The following is a 16,725-nucleotide window of genomic DNA, read 5'->3' as shown; positions in this document are numbered from 1 at the left end:
GCCCCCGGTCACCCCTCCAGAGACCCGATCCGAGGAGGAACCATGGGGCTGCCGAAGGTGGTCACGCGCGAGGAGTGGCGCGCCGCCCGCGAGGAGCTGCTCGCCCTGGAGAAGGCGGCGACCCGTGCGCGCGACGCCCTGAACACCCGGCGGCGCGAGCTGCCCATGGTGGAGGTCGACAAGCTGTACGTCTTCGAAGGGCCCGACGGCAAGAGCGAGTTGGCTGACCTCTTCGAAGGACGCGCCCAACTCGTCGTCTACCACTTCATGTTCGACCCCGAGTGGGACGCGGGCTGCACCAGCTGCTCCGGCTTCCTCGACCAGATCGGGCACCTGGCCCATCTGCGGGCCCGAGGCACGGCGTTCGCCGCCGTCTCGCGCGCGCCGTTCACCAGGATCCTGCCGTTCAAGGCCCGCATGGGCTGGACCGTGCCCTGGTACTCCTCGCACCTGAGCGATTTCAACCAGGACTTCGGGGCGACCGTCCGCGCCGACGACGGCACGCTCCAGGAGCGGCCCGCGATCAGCTGCTTCCTGCGCGAGGGCGAGCGGGTCTTCCACACGTACTCGACGTTCGACCGCGGCCTCGACAACCTCGGCTTCACCTCCAACCTCCTCGACCTCACCGCACTCGGCCGGCAGGAGGAATGGGAGAAACCAGAGGGACGCGCGTCGTCTCTCGGGGCCCCTGCGGGCAGCGCGCGGGTGCGGTATCACGACGAATACGTCGACTGACGTCCGCACCCGACGCTCTGACCTCGTATCAAGTCGGTGTCATTCTCGTCACGTTGCGAGTCCGAACCCGCCCTGTCAGCGTTCTCCCTCATATAGCTCCGGACCGGCACCGGCCGGCGGGGTGGAACAACAGCACGATCACGGGGGCAGGGACGGACAATGATCAACGGACGAGTGGTACTGCAACGCTTCCCGGCCGGAGGCCCTCGCGGCTCCTGGCCCGCGGAGGAGTTCGCCGACCGGCTGCGCACACAGGGCCAGCTGGCCGAGGTCGTCATGGACTTGGCGACGGACGCGTTCCTGGTGATCGTGCGGGAGGCCGCGCCGGATCCGGTGGCGTGAGGCCGCTGCCGGGCAACCGCCGGGTGAACTGGTCGGCCTGGAGCGCGTACAGCTCCGCGTAGAGCCCGCCGGAGGCGAGCAGTTCCTCCGGCGACCCCGACTCCACCAGGCGGCCCTTCTCCAGGACGTGCACGAGATCCGCGTGCCGCACGGACGCGAGCCGGTGCGTGATCAGGATGACCGTCTGGCCGGTGCCCGCCAACGCCCTTATCTTCTCGAAGACTTCGAGCTCGGCCCGCGCGTCGAGCGCCGCCGTCGGCTCGTCCACGATGAGGATGCGGCCCTTGCGGTACGCGGCCCGCGCGATGCCGAGCCGCTGCCACTGCCCGCCGGACAGCTCGTGGCCGCGCTGAACGCGCGGGCGAGCAGCGTGTCGAGGCCGCGCGGCAGGTCCCGTACGACATCGCCCGCGCCCGCCTGCGTCACGGCGTCCGTGATCCGCGCGTCGGTCGGCTCGAACGCGGCGCGGCCGATGCCGACGTTCACGCGCGCCGTGAACGGCCACCGCTTGAAGTCCTGCGCCACCATCGCGACCCGCTCGGCGAGTTCGACCCGGTCGGCGCTCGCCGCGTCGACACCGTCCCACAGGATCCGGCCGCTCTGCGGCGCGTACAGACCGGCGAGCAGCTTCACCAGGGTCGTCTCGCCGGAGCCGTTCTCGCCGACGAGGGCGACGATGCGGCCGGTCGGCACGGAGAGCGTCACGTCGTCGAGCGCCGGCCGGGCCGCGCCGCCGGCGGCCGTGCTGCCCGGGTAGGTGAAGGTGACGTGCTCGAACCTGATCTCCCGCGGTTCGGCGGGGAGTTGGTCGCCGCCCCGCGGTATCTCGCGCCGCGCCGCCTCCGCGTGGAGCCGCTCCAGGTCGCCGACGAACAGGGCGTCCTCGTGCAGCGCGTTGACCTCCAGGACCAGCGTGTCCAGACTCTGCGACCCGGTGCGGATCGCGATCACCGCCGTACCGGCGACCGACAGGGCCATCGCGCCGGTCAGCAGGAGCAGACCGAGCGTCGCGTACGTCGCCGCCGTCGCGAGCCCCGTCCAGGCCGCCGCGACCAGACCCGTACGCGCCGCGAGCCGGGCGAGCCGGGCCTGCTCGGCCTCCTGGGTCTCCGACATCGACCGGAAGTGGCGCAGCAGGAACGGCCCCACGCCGTGCACACGGATCTCCGGCGCCGCGTCCGTGTCGATGAGCAGGCCGCTGATCAGCCGTCCCGCCCGCGCGTGCTGCACCCACACGTGGAACGAGCGGTAGCGGTGCCGCGCCATCGTCAGCGCGCTCCACGCGCTCGGCAGCGTCATCGTGACGAGGAGGGGGAGCAGCGCCGGATGCAGCACCGTCAGCACGCTCGCCGCCGCGACCAGCGAGATCATCGCGTTCACGACCCGGGTGGCGATGGCGATCATGCGGCGCGCCGACGACGCCCCGTACTGCGCGGTGTCGAGCAGCTTGTGGAACGCGTCGTCCTCGATCGCCGCCAGTTCCACGGCCGCCGCACGCTCCAAGTACCGTTCCGTGGCGAGGCGTTCGACCTTCGGTTCGAGCCTGCCCGTCGCGTACGTCGACGCCGCGCGCAGCAGCGCTCCCACCAGCAGGACCGCCGACATCGCGATCAGCGCGGGCGCCGCGCCGTGCAGCCGGTCCGCCATCGTGCCGCCCGAGACGAGCCGGGCCAGCACGCTGTTCACTGCGAGCAGGCCCACCGCCTGGGCGAGGCCGCGCCCCGTCTCGGCGGCCAGGACGATGCCCGCCGCCCGCCGGTCCGCGTCCCGCGCCAGCCGGAAGCTCGACGCGAGGAGTGCGGGCAGCCGCCGCACCATCGCCCGGAAGTCGAGCTGGAGGAACGCGTCCTCGTGCTGCGACCAGCCCATGTCGTAACGCAGCGGCCCGCCGAACAGCAGCTCCTCGGACTCCGAGGTCACCGGCCCGCCCGGTGCCGTCGCTTCCTGCGGCTGGTTCGGTTCCGCGTCCTTCTCCCGCCTGATCCGTCCCATCGGACGACCTCCCCCGTGCGTCACCACCACGGGCGCCCGCCCGAGTACGCACTCTTCAGAGAGACCTGAAGCGCGCGTCCTGGCAAGGGGGCCGGGCCGGGACCGACAGGCTCCGGACAACCTTGGCGGTGACGCGGGTCAGGCGCGGGACGCCGACCAGGCCGGCGTCGTCCCCGTCACCCGGCACAGCGCCAGATAGAGGGGGATGGGCGGGGTGTAGGGGACCGATCCCTCGGGGCAGTGGATGAGGTCGGGGGCGCGGTGCGCGTCGGGCACCACGGCGCCCGCCGTGTAGCGCGCGGGCGCGGGCCACTCCAGGGAGACGTCCGATTCCGAGGGGACCAGCCACCACCAGTGCGCGCCGTCCGCGTACACGCACCCCATGCGCGGCAGCCGGGCGGTCATGGCGCGGGCGAACGCCTCGGGCACGGCCACGGCGTCACAGCCCAGCGGGGCCGTCATTCCGGCGGGCACATCCAGGCGCACGGGGGAGTGCGGGCGTGGGGCGCGCCGCCGGGCCAGCCCGACCAGCGAGTCCAGGTGCATCGTCCGCGTCGTCACCACGCCCATCCGTTCCCGCTCAGCACGCTAGTCGTTCTCCGTCCGCCCGGCCGGGGCGGCCCTTCACCAGGCCCATCCCGCTCCGTCGGACGCCTCGGGCACGGGCCCGGGGCCCGGTGCCGCCTGCGCGTCGCGCGGCAGCTCGGCCCAGACCACCAGGCCGGGACCGGTCTCCTGCGCTCCCCATGCCGACGACATGGCCGCCACGAGAAGGAGCCCCCTGCCGTGCTCCTCCTCGGGCGCGATCCGGCCCGCGGTCCGGGTGTCACCGGGGATGCAGCCCTCGTCGCGGACCGCTATCCGCACGCGTTCACCCGCGGCGTCGCGCAGATCGTGCAGCTCGCAGTGGATACGTCTGCTGGCGGTGTGCACGATCGCGTTCGTGACCAGCTCGGACACGACGAGGGCCGCCGCGTCACAGGTGTCCTCGCACGCGCCCCAGCCGCTGAGGTGGGCACGCGTCATACGCCGGGCCTGTGCGGCGGATCCCGGGTGGGGAGCCAGTTCGAAGCTGCTGCGGCGGACCGGAGCTTCGGGCGGGGTACCCGAACGGTCACCGAGCGTAGCCTCGCCGGCTTCTGTTCCTAAGGGCGCGGACGGAGTCACGCTTGCCACTATCGCCCCGTCGTGAACACTTGGCAAGAGCCACTCTGAAAAGTGCAGAGTGCAGTGTGCCTCTCGGAGCGGGCATGGCACACTGCTCGCAACAGCTCGTCGCGCGGCGCCCATTGGGGGTGGACCGCGGGGAACAGGCCGGTGGACGACCCTCTCCGGATCTTCTCCCGCGGCTGGATTCGGACACTCGGACCTCGGTCCGACTAGTGGGAGGTAGGGGGCGTGAGCGAACCGCGGTCCGCGCCGACGGTCGGCCAGGTCGTACTGGGTCGGCGCCTCCAGGACCTGCGCGAGGGCGCAGGACTCAAGCGCGAGGACGCGGCGAAAGTACTCCGTGTTACCGCCGCGACGGTCCGCCGCATGGAGACCGCCGAGGTCGCGCTCAAGATCCCGTACCTCCAGCTGCTCCTGAAGTCCTACGGTGTCGCCGACGACGAGGCCGACGCCTTCGTGCAGCTCGCGGAGGAGGCGAACAAGCCGGGGTGGTGGCAGCGGTTCCACGACATCCTCCCCGGCTGGTTCTCGATGTACGTGAGCCTGGAGGGCGCCGCGTCGCTCATCAGGACGTACGAGCCGCACTTCGTCCCCGGCCTGCTCCAGACCGAGGAGTACGCGCGCGGCGTGCTCGCCTCCGGCGCGATCGGCCGCGCGCTCGCCGACGACCCGGACGTCGTCGACCGGCACGTCGCCCTGCGCATGCGGCGCCAGGCCCTGCTCACCCGTAAGGACGCGCCCCGCATCTGGGTCGTCATGGACGAGACCGCGCTGCGCCGCCCCGTCGGCGACGCGGAGGTGATGCGCGCGCAGATCGACCGGCTGCTCGAGGCGATGGAGCTGCCGAACGTCACGCTTCAGGTCGCGGAGTTCGCGTCCGGGCCGCACCCCGGCACGTACGGCCCCTTCGTCCTGTTCCGATTTGCCATGTCAGAACTGCCGGACATGGTCTACAGCGAGTACCTGACCGGCGCCGTCTATCTCGACGCGCGCCCCGAGGTGGCCACCCACCTGGAAGTCATGGACCGCATGGCGGCGCATGCCGCGACGGCGCAACGCACAAAGGAGATCCTCCGCGATCTTCGCAAGGAGCTGTGAATGGACTCGATCAAGGACCGAATACGAGGCGTCGACGGCGAGCCGATCTACAACGGCATGCCGGCGCGCGAACTCGGCACGGACGGCTGGCACAAGCCGTGGAGCGGCGGCAACGGAGGCAACTGCCTCGAAGCCATGAAGCTCGCCGACGGCCGCGTGGCCGTCCGGCAGTCCTCGGACCCCGACGGCCCGGCCCTCATCTACACCCCGGGGGAGATCACCGCGTTCATCGAGGGGGCCAAGTCCGGAGCGGCGGACTTCCTGCTGTCGTGACCCGGTGACGGTCGTGGGCGCACGGGCCCGGGGCAGGTCAGGTCAGGGCGAGGACGAACGACGCCGCGGCGGCGATCGCGGCGCCGCCCCGTATGTGGTTCCACAGCACCCACTCGCTCAGATACGTACGCCACTGCGCCGCGCCGCGCTCGGACTCCTCGTCACCGGCGAGCCTGGCGAGCGCCTCGTTGCGCGGGATGTTCGCCACGACCGTCACCCCGAACGACCCCACCAGATACAGCACACATCCCAACAGCAGCTCCACGGTGCCCTGTTCGGGCCAGAGCACGAACGTCACCACGGCGATCACCGCGCACAGCACGGCCGCGCCCAGGAAGACGATCATGAACGCGGGGTTCACCGCCGCCACGTTGATGGAGTTCATCGCGGCGATCCCGCGCGCGGCGGGCAGCGCCCCGAGCCCGCGCATCACGAACGTGGAGAACGCGACGAACACCCCCGCCGCGACACCGCACCACAGCGCCCCGAGCGCGACGAGCACGAAATACGGTCCCTCGATCATCCCAGCCCCCTCATCCCGACCCCCTAGGTCTGCAAGGGATCATGCCTCAACGGGCTGATCCCGGGCAGCAGTTCGCATCAGACGAACGCTCCGCCCTCACGCGACGGCCGTCCGCCACGTGTCCAGCACGGTCGCCACCCCTGCCGCCACCCGCGACCGCGCCTCCCCTCTCGGCACCCCCTCCATCAGCAACCGGTCGTACGGCGTGTCCACATGCCGCACCGCCGCCCGTACCGCCGCGGTCACCGCTCCTTCCGTCAGCGCCCGCCCCGCCGCGCTCCGCCCCACCCGCCCGCTCCCGCGCAGCCCCGCGTGCCCGGCGATCGCGACGGCCCGCTGCGCCGGGCAGCCGGGGAACAGCCGCCGTATCTCCGCGGCGAACGCCGCCACGAACCGCTCGTCCTGCACCGCCCGCCGCGCCGCGTCCCTGGCCCGCCGCCGGGCCCGCGCCTCCGCGTCCGCCAGACACCGCACCTCGGCCCTGGCCAGCGCCGCCTCCTCGACGAGCACCCCCTGCCGCTCGTACCGCCCGCGCCGCCGATGGAACCGCACCACGACCGCCGACAGCGCGCTCTCCTCACGGGCCCGCCGGGTCAACGCCGTGTCGCCGCGCGGCAGATACACCAGGTGCCCCAGGTCCGCACAGTCCAGACAGCGCGGCTGCCCGTCCTCGATCACCACCAGCGACAGCGGCCCGACCCGGCACGCGGCACACCGTCTGCGCCTGACCGGCTGGAAGACGAGCGGACCGCGGGCGGTGCGGGACGAGGCGACGACGCTGCTCATACGGACGTCATGCCCGCCCGGCCCGGCCGACGACCCCCTCCGGCCCCGTCCCGCGCCCCGGCATCATGGACCGTGTGCGACTCGAAGCGATCACCTGGGAACGGCTCGGCGACGCCCTCGCTGAGCGCCTGCTCGATCTGAAGCCGGCCGACGGCGGCCCCTGGCCCAAGGTCGCCTTCGACGGCGCCCCGGCCGCCCGTCCCGGCGACCTCGCCGCCCGTGTCGCCGACGCCCTGCGCCTGCGCGGCCGCACGTCTCTGGTCGTCGGCACGGAGGGCTTCCTGCGTCCCGCCTCGCTCCGGTTCGAGTACGGGCGTCAGGACGTCGAGGCGTATTACGGCGGCTGGTTCGACACCGGCGCCCTGTGGCGCGAGGTGTTCGGCCCCCTCGAACCGGACGGCACGGGGCGGGTCCTGCCCGACCTGTGGGACCCGGTCACCGACCGCGCCACCCGCAGCCCGTATGCCCAACTCCCGCCCGGGGGAGCGCTGTTGCTGCACGGCCCGCTGCTCCTCAATCACTGGTTCCCCTTCGATCTGACCGTCCACGTCCAGCTCTCCCCGGGCGCCCTGCGACGCCGTACCCCCGAGGACGAGCAGTGGACGCTGCCGGCCTTCGCCCGCTACGACACCGAGACCGGTCCCGCCGCTGCCGCCGACGTCGTCGTCCGCGCCGACGACCCGCGCCACCCGGCCTGGAGCGGCTGACATGCGCCCTGTGGGCACCGCGGTGAGAATGAGGAACGGCGCCGGGAACACCCCACCCCCCACCCATCCCGGCAACGGGAGGTACCCATGACCACCGCCGCGGACATCATGCACCCCGGTGCACGCTGGATCCCCGCCCACGAGACCCTGGACCGCGCCGCCCAGCTGATGCGCGAACTGAACGTCGGCGCGCTGCCCATCAGCGACGAGAACGAGCGCCTCTGCGGCATCCTCACCGACCGCGACATCGTCGTCGGATGCGTGGCCATGGGCCACGACCCGGCCAAGGTCACCGCCGGCGAGATGGCCAAGGGCACACCCCGCTGGATCGACGCGGGCGCCGACGTCGACGCCGTCCTGCACGAGATGCAGGACCACCAGATCCGCCGTCTGCCGGTCATCGAGAACAAGCGGCTCGTCGGCATGATCAGCGAGGCCGACCTGGCCACTCATCTGTCCGAGGACCAGATCGCGTCCTGGGTGGAGAGCGTCTACGCCAAGGGCTGACCCGGACCTTTCACGGCCTGTGGCCCGCTCTCACAGCCAGCCGTTGCGCTTGAAGCCGCGGTAGACCATGAAACAGATGACAGCCATGCCGGACAGCACGAGCGGATAACCGAACCGCCAGTGCAACTCCGGCATGTTGTCGAAGTTCATGCCGTAGACACCGCAGCCCATCGTGGGCACCGCGACGATCGCGGCCCATGCCGTGATCTTGCGCATGTCCTCGTTCTGCGCGACCGTCACCTGCGCGAGATGCGCTTGCAGGATCGAGTTCAGCAGTTCGTCGAAGGCCGCTATCTGCTCGGCCGCGCGCAGCAGGTGGTCCGAGACGTCACGGAAGTACGCCTGTATCTGGGGCGGTACGGCGGGCAGCGGCCGGCCGGACAGCTCCTGTATCGGCCGGGCCAGCGGCACCACCGCCCGCTTCAGCTCCAGGAGTTCACGCTTGAGCTGGTAGATGCGGCCGGGGTCGGCGCGCGCCCCGTTCTGCGCGAACACGTCCGCCTCGACCTCGTCGATGTCCGACTGGACCTCGTCGATCACCGTCAGGTAGTCGTCCACCACGTTGTCCGCGATCGCGTGCAGCACCGCCGCGGGGCCCTGGGCTAGCTGCTCCGGCTCCGCCTCCAGTTGCTCGCGCACCGGCCCGAGCGAGCCGTGCAGCCCGTGCCGCACCGTGATCACGAAGTCGTGCCCGACGAACACCATGATCTCGCCGGTCTCCACCACCTCGCTGGTCGCGGTGAGTTCGGCGTGCTCGACGTAGCAGACCGTCTTCAGGACCGCGAACAGCGTCTGCCCGTACCGTTCGACCTTCGGCCGCTGATGGGCGTGGATCGCGTCCTCCACCGCGAGCGGATGCAGGTCGAACAGCTCGGCGATGTCCGCGAACTCCAACTCCGACGGCTCGTGCAGGCCGAGCCAGACGAAACCGTCCTCGGTCTTGCGCACCCGGCGCACCGCCTCGACGAGATCGCGTCCGCCCGACTCGCGCACGCCCTCGCGATACGTCACACAGTTCACCACCGCCGACCCGAGCGGGGAGCGCGCCGGGTGACTCAGATCGACCTTGGGCCGCCGCCGCGCCAGCCGCGCCACCTTCCGCAGCCCGCCCACCTTGCGCAGGCTGCCGACCTTCCGCAGGTTGCCCGCCATCGACATGCTCGGCTCCTCGCGCCGTGTCCGTACACAGTCGTGCCCGACGGTCACCCGGTTCGTGCGGGCGACCTGGCGAGCCAGTCTGCCAGCGAACCCTGACATCGTGTCGAGCCCTGTGGGAACGGAGCATTCCGCTCCGGTGGTGCCGATGTCCGTGCGGGTATCTGTGCGGGTATCCGTGCCGGTGTGCGTGCGGGTGTCCGTGCTGGTGTGCGTGCGGGTGTCCGTGCTGGTCTGCGTGCGGGTGTCCGTGCTGGTCTGCGTGCGGGTGTCCGTGCTGGTCTGCGTGCGGGTGTCCGTGTCCCTTCCGCTTTCCGTCGAGAGCGGCCCGAGCTGCGCAAATGCCCGGTATCGGAGGGGTGGGCTGGGATGATCGGGCCATGACGCAATCCGGCGGCCACGCCTATCTCCTCGACAACCGTCAGGCCGAGGCGGGGCGGCGCTTCAACGCCCTCTCGACCCTCTTCGACCCCACGACGTTCCGGCACATCGAGCAGCTCGGCATCGGTTCCGGGTGGCGCTGCTGGGAGGTCGGCGCCGGCGGGAACTCGGTGGTGGACTGGCTGGCGCGCAAGGTCGGCCCGACCGGCCGGGTCCTGGCAACCGACATCGACACGTCCTGGCAGACCAGCGCGCCGCGCACCCCCGTGGAAGTGCGCCGGCACGACGTGGGCGTCGACGATCCGCCGGTCGAGGGCTTCGACCTGGTCCACGCCCGGCTCGTCCTGGTCCATGTCCCGGACAGGGAGCGGGCGTTGGCGTCGATGATCCGTGCCCTGCGCCCCGGCGGCCGACTGCTGATCGAGGACGCCGACCCCGCCCTCCAGCCGCTGCTCTGCCCCGACGAGTCCGGCCCCGCGCAGCAGTTGGCCAACCGGCTGCGCCACGGCTTCCGCTCCCTGCTCGCCGACCGCGGCGCCGACCTCTCGTACGGCCGCAAACTCCCGCGGCTGCTGCGCGAGGCGGGCCTGCAACGCGTGGAGGCGGACGCGTACTTCCCCCTGACGTCCCCGGCCTGCACGGCCCTGGAGACGGCGACCGTCGAGCAGATCCGCGGGCCCCTGGTGGAGGCGGGCCTGGCCACGGACGAGGACATCGACCGCCACCTGGCGAACGTGGCCGAGGGCACGATGGACCTGGCGACGTCCCCCTTGATCTCGGCGTGGGGCCGCAAGCCCTGACGGGCGACCTACTTTTTGAGGGGGCCCGGGTGGCCTTTTCGTAAGGGGCGCGGGCGGCTTTCAAGAGGCGCGGGAAACTGCGCGCCCGGCCCCCACCCACCCGCACGCGCCGCACCTTCGGGGCCCAGGGGCGCAGTCCCGGTTTCGGGAAGGGGCGGGTCCGGGGCACCTCTCCACACCCTCCTCGCGCGGTCACGATGGGCCCCGCCCCGGCGGCCGCCCCCCGACCACCCCCACGGCGCTGCTCCCCGCCCGGCACCCCTCCACCACGGCCTCCCGCCACCCGGCTCCCCGCAGCCGCGCGGCGAGCAGCGCCCCGGTGAACGCGTCCCCGGCCCCCGTCGAGTCCCGGACCACCACCTCCGAGGCCCCGGGCACGGCGACCCGCTCCCGCACCACCCCACCCCGCGCCGCACAAGCCCCCGCCGCCCCGTCCTTCACCACGACCACAGGAAACCGGCCGCTCAACTTCGCCCCCGCGTCCTCGGCCCCCGCCGCCCCGCTCAACAGCACCGCCTCGTCCCGGCTCGGCGCCAGCAGCGTCACCCCGTCCGCGAGCGCCAGGAACACCTCGGTTCCCAGCTCCCGCAGAAACCCCGCCGACGCCGGATCGACGCTCACCGGCACCCCGCGCGCGCGTGCGTCGCGCAGCGCCTGCGACACCAACTCCCGCCCTGTGGCGGAGAAGAACAGATACCCGGACAGGTGCAGCCACCCCACCCCGTCCAGATGCGCGGCCGACCAGTCCTCCGGCCCGATCCGCAGCGCCGCCCCGCTGTCCGTCAGGAACGTCCGCTCGGCCCCGGCCGCCCCGTCGACCAGGCAGATCACCGTTCCGGTCGGCGCCTGCGCGTCCACGACGAGACGCGGCCGCACCCCGGCCCGCACCAGAGCGTCCTCGTGCCACCGCGCGGACTCCGCCCCCACCCGTCCCAGGAGCGCGACGTCCCGGCATCCCGCGTACGCCGCCCAGCACGCCACGTTGGCGCCCGCCCCACCCGGCACCGTACGGATGGCGGCCGCCGTGTCGGTCCCCGCCGCCAACGGCCCGCGATGACGCGCGACGACATCCGTGACGACGTCGCCGACCACGAGCAGCCCCCTGCCGCCCGCGCGCGTCACGCCTCGGCCAGGGCCGCCGCGATCCGCCCGGCGAGGCGCACGTTGCCGCGCACGGCCGCCAGGTTGGCCTCCAGCGAGGCGCCCTCGGTGTGCCGCGCCAAGTAGTCGAGCAGGAACGGCGTCACGGCCTGCCCGCCGACGCCCCGCTCCGCGCACTCCCGCAGCCCGTTCTCCAGCACGCGCGCGTGCAGCGCCGGATCGAGCTGCTCCTCCTCCGGTACGGGATTGGCGACGATCAGCGCCGAGTCCGGGCCGCCCAGTTCGTCCTGAGCCCGCATCACCTCCGCCACCTCGGCGGGCGTGTCCAGCGTCCAGTCCACCGGCTCACCGGAGTCGGAGAGGTAGAACCCCGGGAAGCGCTCCGTCCCGAACCCCGCGACGGCCACCCCCAACGTCTCCAGGCGCTGCAAGGTCGCCGGCACGTCCAGGATCGACTTCACCCCCGCGCACACCACCGTGATCCGGGTCCGCGCGAGCAGCCCCAGATCCGCCGACTCGTCCTGCGTCTGCGTCCACCCCCGATGCACACCGCCGAGCCCACCGGTCGCGAACACCCGTATCCCCACGGACTCCGCGAGCTGCGCGGTGGCCGACACGGTCGTGGCGCCGCTCGCGCCCTTCGCCGCGGCGAGCGGCAGATCGCGGTGGCTCAGCTTGCGGATCCCGTCCTCGGTCGCGATCCGCTCCAACTGCTGCTTGTCGAGGCCGACATGGGGCCGCCCGTCCAGGACGGCGATCGTCGCCGGTACCGCGTCCTCGGCGCGCACGAGCTTCTCCAGCTCCATGGCGACCCGCAGATTCCGGGGCCGCGGCAGCCCGTGAGCGATGATCGTCGACTCCAGCGCCACCACCGGACGCCCGTCACGCAGCGCTTCCCGTACCTCGTCCGCCACGACCACCATGCGTACGCCTTCCGCCGGTTGGAACCTCGGGAACTCGTCCCTGTCATCACTGGCGGTCAGGTGTCCCACTCAAACACGCGACATGGAAGACGGAAACGGGGCTCCACGCGCGCGTGGAGCCCCGTCCCCCGGCAGCCTCGTCTCACACAGGGCGTACGCCGCTCAGCGCGCCGTGCGGATCGAGGACATACTTCCTGCTCGCACCCTGGTCGAACTCCGCGTATCCGCGCGGCGCGTCCTCCAGGCCGATCACCGTCGCGTTCACGGCCTTCGCGATGTGCACACGCTCGTGCAGGATCGCCATCATCAGACCCCGGTGGTACGTCATGACGGGGCACTGGCCGGTCGTGAGCCGGTGGCTCTTGGCCCAGCCGAGCCCGAGCCGCACCTTGAGTGTCCCGGTGCGGGCGTCCTGGTCGACGCCGCCCGGATCGTCCGTGACGTACAGGCCGGGGATGCCGAGCGCCCCGCCCGCGGCCGTGAGGCCCATCAGCGAGTTGAGGACGGTCGCGGGTGCCTCGGGGGAGTCAGGGCCGTGCGCCCGGGCCTCGAAGCCGACCGCGTCGACGGCCGCGTCCACCTCGGGCACCCCGAGGATCTCGGCGACCTGGTCCTCGACCGTGCCCCGCGTCAGGTCGACGGTCTCGCAGCCGAAACTCCGTGCCTGCGCGAGCCGTTCGGGGTTCAGGTCCCCGACGATCACCACGGCCGCGCCCAGGAGCTGCGCGGAGGCGGCTGCCGCGAGCCCGACCGGCCCCGCTCCGGCCACGTACACCGTCGAGCCGACCGTGGTGCCCGCGGTCACCGCTCCGTGGAAGCCGGTCGGGAAGATGTCCGACAGCATCGTCAGGTCGAGGAGCTTCTCGCGTGCCTGGTCCGCGTCGGGGAACCGCAGCACGTTGAAGTCCGCGTACGGGATCATGACGTACTCGGCCTGCCCGCCGACCCAGCCACCCATGTCGACATAGCCATAAGCCGCGCCGGGGCGAGCGGGGTTGACGTTCAGGCAGATGCCGGTCTTGCGCTCCTTGCAGTTGCGGCAGCGCCCGCAGGCGATGTTGAACGGCACCGAGACGATGTCCCCGACGCCCAGGAACTCGACGTCCGGGCCCTTCTCGACGATCTCGCCGGTGATCTCGTGGCCGAGCACCAGGCCCTCGGGCGCCGTCGTCCGGCCGCGCACCATGTGCTGGTCGCTGCCGCAGATGTTGGTGGCGAGCACCTTGAGGATCACGCCGTGCCGGCACACCCGGCCGACGTTCGCGGACGCCACCCCCGGGCCGTCCTTCAGTTCAAGCGTGGGGTGGTCGATGGTCCTCACCTCGACCGCACCCGGCTTGAGATACGCCACTGCCCTGTTTCCGCTCATGCGTGATCGCCGTCCCTTCGGCTCCATGACTCGTCCAACGGCGGATGCTCCGGCTGTGCGCACGGTGGAGTCTGCTACCGAAACGGCTCGCTGAGGAGCCCCGCCGGGCCAGGTTGTTGAAGCGGGAACGGCGTACGTTTCAGCGGCGGCGGACCCGGCCGCGGTCGAGCAGCGCGACACCGAACGCCGCGAGGCCGATCTGGATCAGCCACTCCGTCCAGTCCACGCCCCGGGTCTGTGCGACGTCGAAGCCCGCGGCGATCGCCGTGCCGAGCAGGGCCGCCACGAAGCCGACCACGATCGTCGCCACGATCCCGATGCGCTGCCGGCCGGGCAGCACCAGCCGCCCGATCACGCCGATGACGACGCCGACCACGATCGCGCTGAATATGCCGGAGATCTCCATGTCCCTGCGCACCTCTTGTCTGCCCTCGCCCGCCCTTGTTCGCTCTGGGCGACGTGTCTTCCGTCTTCCCCTCGACGGGCCGTCCAGTCGGCGGGCCGCAGACCTTACGGGCCGTCCAGTGAGAGCGGAGGCGCAGGTCAACTACCGTGACCGGCCATGACCACGAACGTTCAGACCGCAGCCCCCGACGCAGCCTCCTTCGCCGTCCGCGTCCCGGACGTGACCCTTGAGCCGGAACCGCTCGACCCCGCCCAGATCGTCTCCGGGGACCCGGTCGTCACCGGCGCGGTGCTGTGGGAGTCGGCCGACGGCAAGCAGCTGCGCGGCATCTGGCAGATCACCCCCGGCGTCGTCACCGACACCGAGGCGAACGAGCTCTTCGTGGTCGTCAGCGGTCGTGCCACCGTCGAGGTCGAGGGCGGCGACACCCTGGAGCTCGGCCCCGGAACCGCCGCCGTGCTGCGCGAGGGCGACCGCACGACGTGGACCGTGCACGAGACCCTGCGCAAGGCCTACCACATCACGCTGAGCTGAACTCCTTCGTCTGTCATGCCTGTTGGGCCCGCCCCCGGGTGAACAGGGCCAGCGCGCCCAGCGGCACCAGCAGGCAGGCCGCCGCCAGGTTCAGCCACGCGTAGCTCGCCGTCGCCACGACCAGGCCCGCGGTGGCGCCGCCGATGCCCGCCGCCAGACTTGTCGTCAGATCGGACAGGCCCTGCGCGGCGGCCCGCGCGGCCTGCGGCACGGAGTCGGTGAGCAGCGCGGAGCCCGCGACGAGCCCCGCCGACCAGCCGAGCCCGAGGACGAACAGGCCGGCGGCGCTGCGCGCGTGGCTGCCGCCCGCCGTCCCGGCCAGCATCGCCGCGCAGGCGAGCAGCCCCACGGCGAGCCCGATCACCGTCAGCCGCCCGAACCGGTCGGCGAGCCGGCCCATCACCGGCGAGAACGCGTACATCCCGGCGATGTGCCCGCTGATGACGAGCCCGATCAACTCGATGTCCGCGCCGTGGTGTTCGAGATCCACCGGCGTCATCGACATGACCGAGACCATCGCGGTGTGCGACACGGCGACCGTCACCAGCGCGAGCCGGGCCCGCGGCGACGCGGACACCGCCGCGAACCCCGCGCGCAGCGAGCGCGCCGCGGGTGACTGCTCCTCGGCGGGAGCCATCGCCCGCGCCGTCAGCAGCGGATCAGGACGCAGCAGTACGTGCACGAGGACCGCGGACATCAGAAACACCCCGGCCGCCCAGACGAACGGTCCGGACTCCTCGGGTATGCCGAGCCCGGCGACGCTCCGGCCGGCGGGCGCGGCTATGTTCGGCCCGAGGACGGCGCCGATCGTGGTGGCCCACACGACGGTGGAGATGGCGCGGGCCCGCCGGTCCGGTGCGGCCAGGTCGGCCGCCGCGTACCGGGCCTGGAGATTGGCCGACGACGCCGCTCCGAACCCCGCGAGCCCGATCAGGAGCAGCGGAAAGCTCCCGGCTGCGGCGCCGAGCACGGTCACCACGGCCCCCACCGTGCCGATCAGATAGGCGAGCACGAGCCCGGCCCGCCGCCCCCGCGCGTTCATCAGCGCGGCCAGCGGTACCGACAGGATCGCCGTCCCGGCCACACTCGCCGTGGACGCGAGCCCGGACAGCGCCTCGTCCCCGCTGACCTTCTTGGCGAGCACGGCCGCCAGCGCGATCCCCGTGGCGGTCCCGAGCCCGCCGAGTATCTGCGAGGCGACCAGCACCCGCTGCGTACGCCGCTGCAGCGCCTCGACCCGGCCGTCGTCCGAGGACGCGTCCTCGACGCGCTCGGAACGCACGTCACCAGCACTCACCGCACGACCCCCACCCCGTAAGTGACCTCACACCGCCCAGGGACCTTCTCAGAACAACGGCTCGGGCAGAACCCCCTCCAGCGCCAGGAGCTTGCGTTTCGTCTCGAGGCCGCCGCCGAATCCGCCGATCCCGCCGTCGCTCTCCACGACCCGGTGGCACGGCACCACGACGGGCAGCGGATTCGCGCCCATCGCCATGCCGACCGCCTGTGCGGCCCCCGGCTGCCCGACCCGCCGGGCCAGATCCCCGTAGCCCACGACCGCTCCGTACGACACCCCGGCCGCCAGCGTGCGCAGCACCTCACGGTTGAACCCGGAGCTGAGGGACCAGTCGAGCGGGAGGTCGAAGTCCCGCCGCCGGCCCGCGAAGTACTCGCCGAGCTGGCGTATCGCCTCGGCCAGCAGCGGCGCGTCCGGCGCCTCGACCGGCTCGGTCCCGAAGCGGGAGCCGAGCCGGACGAGCGCCTTGTCCCGTACCGCGTCGGTCGCGTGGAAGCCGACGTACACCAGACCGTCGTCCGTCGCGGCGAGCAGCAGCGGCCCGATGTCGCTGCTCACGACGGTCCACACGACCCGTCGCGCGTCCTCGTTCTGCCCAGTGGCGTTCATGCCGACCACCGTACGGC

At 72.4% G+C, this 16,725-nt stretch carries 19 protein-coding genes and 1 pseudogene; 8 read left to right on the top strand and 12 right to left on the bottom strand.

Features of this window, described 5'->3' with window-relative positions; all coding sequences use genetic code 11:
- The first annotated feature begins 42 nt into the window (after nucleotides 1-42).
- Together AB0L37_RS13035 and AB0L37_RS13030 are read left to right on the top strand one after the other, a co-directional pair.
- Nucleotides 43-735 (top strand): DUF899 domain-containing protein, encoded by a 693-nt coding sequence (locus AB0L37_RS13035; RefSeq protein ID WP_365503758.1) that lies wholly within the window; start codon nucleotides 43-45, stop codon nucleotides 733-735.
- A gap of 159 nt (nucleotides 736-894) precedes the next feature.
- Nucleotides 895-1,077, top strand: coding sequence for a hypothetical protein (locus tag AB0L37_RS13030; RefSeq protein ID WP_365503756.1), 183 nt, complete (start codon nucleotides 895-897; stop codon nucleotides 1,075-1,077).
- On the opposite strand, the pseudogene AB0L37_RS13025 reads toward AB0L37_RS13030, so the two are convergent.
- From AB0L37_RS13025 to AB0L37_RS13015, 3 genes and pseudogenes are all read right to left on the bottom strand, one after another.
- A pseudogene (locus AB0L37_RS13025) lies at nucleotides 1,010-2,946 on the bottom strand (ABC transporter ATP-binding protein). The gene AB0L37_RS13030 and the pseudogene AB0L37_RS13025 overlap by 68 nt on opposite strands.
- A gap of 261 nt (nucleotides 2,947-3,207) precedes the next feature.
- Nucleotides 3,208-3,639, bottom strand: coding sequence for a hypothetical protein (locus AB0L37_RS13020; protein WP_365503754.1), 432 nt, complete (start codon nucleotides 3,637-3,639; stop codon nucleotides 3,208-3,210).
- A gap of 54 nt (nucleotides 3,640-3,693) precedes the next feature.
- Nucleotides 3,694-4,134 carry an ATP-binding protein gene (locus AB0L37_RS13015; RefSeq protein ID WP_365504219.1) on the bottom strand — a complete coding sequence of 147 codons (441 nt, stop codon included), beginning with the start codon at nucleotides 4,132-4,134 and terminating at the stop codon, nucleotides 3,694-3,696.
- Nucleotides 4,135-4,467: 333 nt separating this feature from the next.
- Between AB0L37_RS13015 and AB0L37_RS13010 the strand changes: the two genes are divergently transcribed.
- Nucleotides 4,468-5,337 (top strand): helix-turn-helix transcriptional regulator, encoded by an 870-nt coding sequence (locus AB0L37_RS13010; RefSeq protein WP_365503752.1) that lies wholly within the window; start codon nucleotides 4,468-4,470, stop codon nucleotides 5,335-5,337.
- Nucleotides 5,338-5,610 carry a DUF397 domain-containing protein gene (locus AB0L37_RS13005; protein ID WP_365503750.1) on the top strand — a complete coding sequence of 91 codons (273 nt, stop codon included), beginning with the start codon at nucleotides 5,338-5,340 and terminating at the stop codon, nucleotides 5,608-5,610. It begins immediately after the preceding gene.
- 37 nt (nucleotides 5,611-5,647) lie between these two features.
- On the opposite strand, the gene AB0L37_RS13000 is transcribed toward AB0L37_RS13005, so the two are convergent.
- On the bottom strand, nucleotides 5,648-6,133 hold the full coding sequence (locus AB0L37_RS13000) for an anthrone oxygenase family protein (RefSeq protein ID WP_365503748.1): 486 nt from the start codon (nucleotides 6,131-6,133) through the stop codon (nucleotides 5,648-5,650).
- Between the two features lie 96 nt (nucleotides 6,134-6,229).
- Nucleotides 6,230-6,919: a DUF2293 domain-containing protein gene (locus tag AB0L37_RS12995; protein WP_365503746.1), complete on the bottom strand. Its 690-nt coding sequence runs from the start codon at nucleotides 6,917-6,919 to the stop codon at nucleotides 6,230-6,232.
- Between the two features lie 65 nt (nucleotides 6,920-6,984).
- Here AB0L37_RS12995 and AB0L37_RS12990 point away from each other — a divergent pair, with 65 nt between their 5' ends.
- Both AB0L37_RS12990 and AB0L37_RS12985 read left to right on the top strand, forming a co-directional pair.
- Nucleotides 6,985-7,626 carry a uridine kinase gene (locus AB0L37_RS12990; RefSeq protein WP_365503744.1) on the top strand — a complete coding sequence of 214 codons (642 nt, stop codon included), beginning with the start codon at nucleotides 6,985-6,987 and terminating at the stop codon, nucleotides 7,624-7,626.
- Between the two features lie 87 nt (nucleotides 7,627-7,713).
- A complete protein-coding gene (locus AB0L37_RS12985) occupies nucleotides 7,714-8,133 on the top strand; it encodes a CBS domain-containing protein (RefSeq protein WP_365503742.1) in 420 nt (139 codons plus the stop codon).
- Between the two features lie 30 nt (nucleotides 8,134-8,163).
- On the opposite strand, the gene AB0L37_RS12980 is transcribed toward AB0L37_RS12985, so the two are convergent.
- Nucleotides 8,164-9,291, bottom strand: a complete 1,128-nt coding sequence (locus AB0L37_RS12980; protein ID WP_365503740.1) for a magnesium and cobalt transport protein CorA — start codon at nucleotides 9,289-9,291, stop codon at nucleotides 8,164-8,166.
- Between the two features lie 377 nt (nucleotides 9,292-9,668).
- Between AB0L37_RS12980 and AB0L37_RS12975 the strand changes: the two genes are divergently transcribed.
- Nucleotides 9,669-10,469: a methyltransferase domain-containing protein gene (locus tag AB0L37_RS12975; RefSeq protein ID WP_365503738.1), complete on the top strand. Its 801-nt coding sequence runs from the start codon at nucleotides 9,669-9,671 to the stop codon at nucleotides 10,467-10,469.
- Nucleotides 10,470-10,661: 192 nt separating this feature from the next.
- On the opposite strand, the gene AB0L37_RS12970 is transcribed toward AB0L37_RS12975, so the two are convergent.
- From AB0L37_RS12970 to AB0L37_RS12955, 4 genes are all read right to left on the bottom strand, one after another.
- A complete protein-coding gene (locus tag AB0L37_RS12970; protein WP_365503737.1) occupies nucleotides 10,662-11,591 on the bottom strand; it encodes a PfkB family carbohydrate kinase in 930 nt (309 codons plus the stop codon).
- Nucleotides 11,588-12,493, bottom strand: coding sequence for a pseudouridine-5'-phosphate glycosidase (locus AB0L37_RS12965; protein ID WP_365503735.1), 906 nt, complete (start codon nucleotides 12,491-12,493; stop codon nucleotides 11,588-11,590). The genes AB0L37_RS12970 and AB0L37_RS12965 overlap by 4 nt, the downstream gene beginning before the upstream one ends.
- Before the next feature lie 142 nt (nucleotides 12,494-12,635).
- Nucleotides 12,636-13,862 carry a formaldehyde dehydrogenase, glutathione-independent gene (fdhA, locus tag AB0L37_RS12960; protein WP_365503733.1) on the bottom strand — a complete coding sequence of 409 codons (1,227 nt, stop codon included), beginning with the start codon at nucleotides 13,860-13,862 and terminating at the stop codon, nucleotides 12,636-12,638.
- A gap of 139 nt (nucleotides 13,863-14,001) precedes the next feature.
- Nucleotides 14,002-14,268 (bottom strand): GlsB/YeaQ/YmgE family stress response membrane protein, encoded by a 267-nt coding sequence (locus AB0L37_RS12955; RefSeq protein ID WP_365503731.1) that lies wholly within the window; start codon nucleotides 14,266-14,268, stop codon nucleotides 14,002-14,004.
- A 156-nt stretch (nucleotides 14,269-14,424) separates the two neighbouring features.
- Between AB0L37_RS12955 and AB0L37_RS12950 the strand changes: the two genes are divergently transcribed.
- Complete coding sequence (locus AB0L37_RS12950; protein WP_365503729.1) at nucleotides 14,425-14,802, top strand: cupin domain-containing protein; 378 nt, start codon at nucleotides 14,425-14,427, stop codon at nucleotides 14,800-14,802.
- A gap of 13 nt (nucleotides 14,803-14,815) precedes the next feature.
- On the opposite strand, the gene AB0L37_RS12945 is transcribed toward AB0L37_RS12950, so the two are convergent.
- Nucleotides 14,816-16,099, bottom strand: a complete 1,284-nt coding sequence (locus tag AB0L37_RS12945; RefSeq protein WP_365503727.1) for an MFS transporter — start codon at nucleotides 16,097-16,099, stop codon at nucleotides 14,816-14,818.
- A 48-nt stretch (nucleotides 16,100-16,147) separates the two neighbouring features.
- The gene (locus tag AB0L37_RS12940; protein ID WP_365503725.1) at nucleotides 16,148-16,708 is read right to left on the bottom strand and encodes a methylated-DNA--[protein]-cysteine S-methyltransferase; all 561 of its coding nucleotides are present in this window, start codon (nucleotides 16,706-16,708) and stop codon (nucleotides 16,148-16,150) included.
- Nucleotides 16,709-16,725 lie beyond the last annotated feature (17 nt).

Origin of the sequence: Streptomyces sp. NPDC052225, from assembly GCF_040679615.1 — a bacterium.
Taxonomy (GTDB): Bacteria; Actinomycetota; Actinomycetes; order Streptomycetales; family Streptomycetaceae; genus Streptomyces.
The sequence above is the reverse complement of the archived record's forward strand: the minus strand, read 5'-3'. Positions and strand labels throughout refer to the sequence as shown.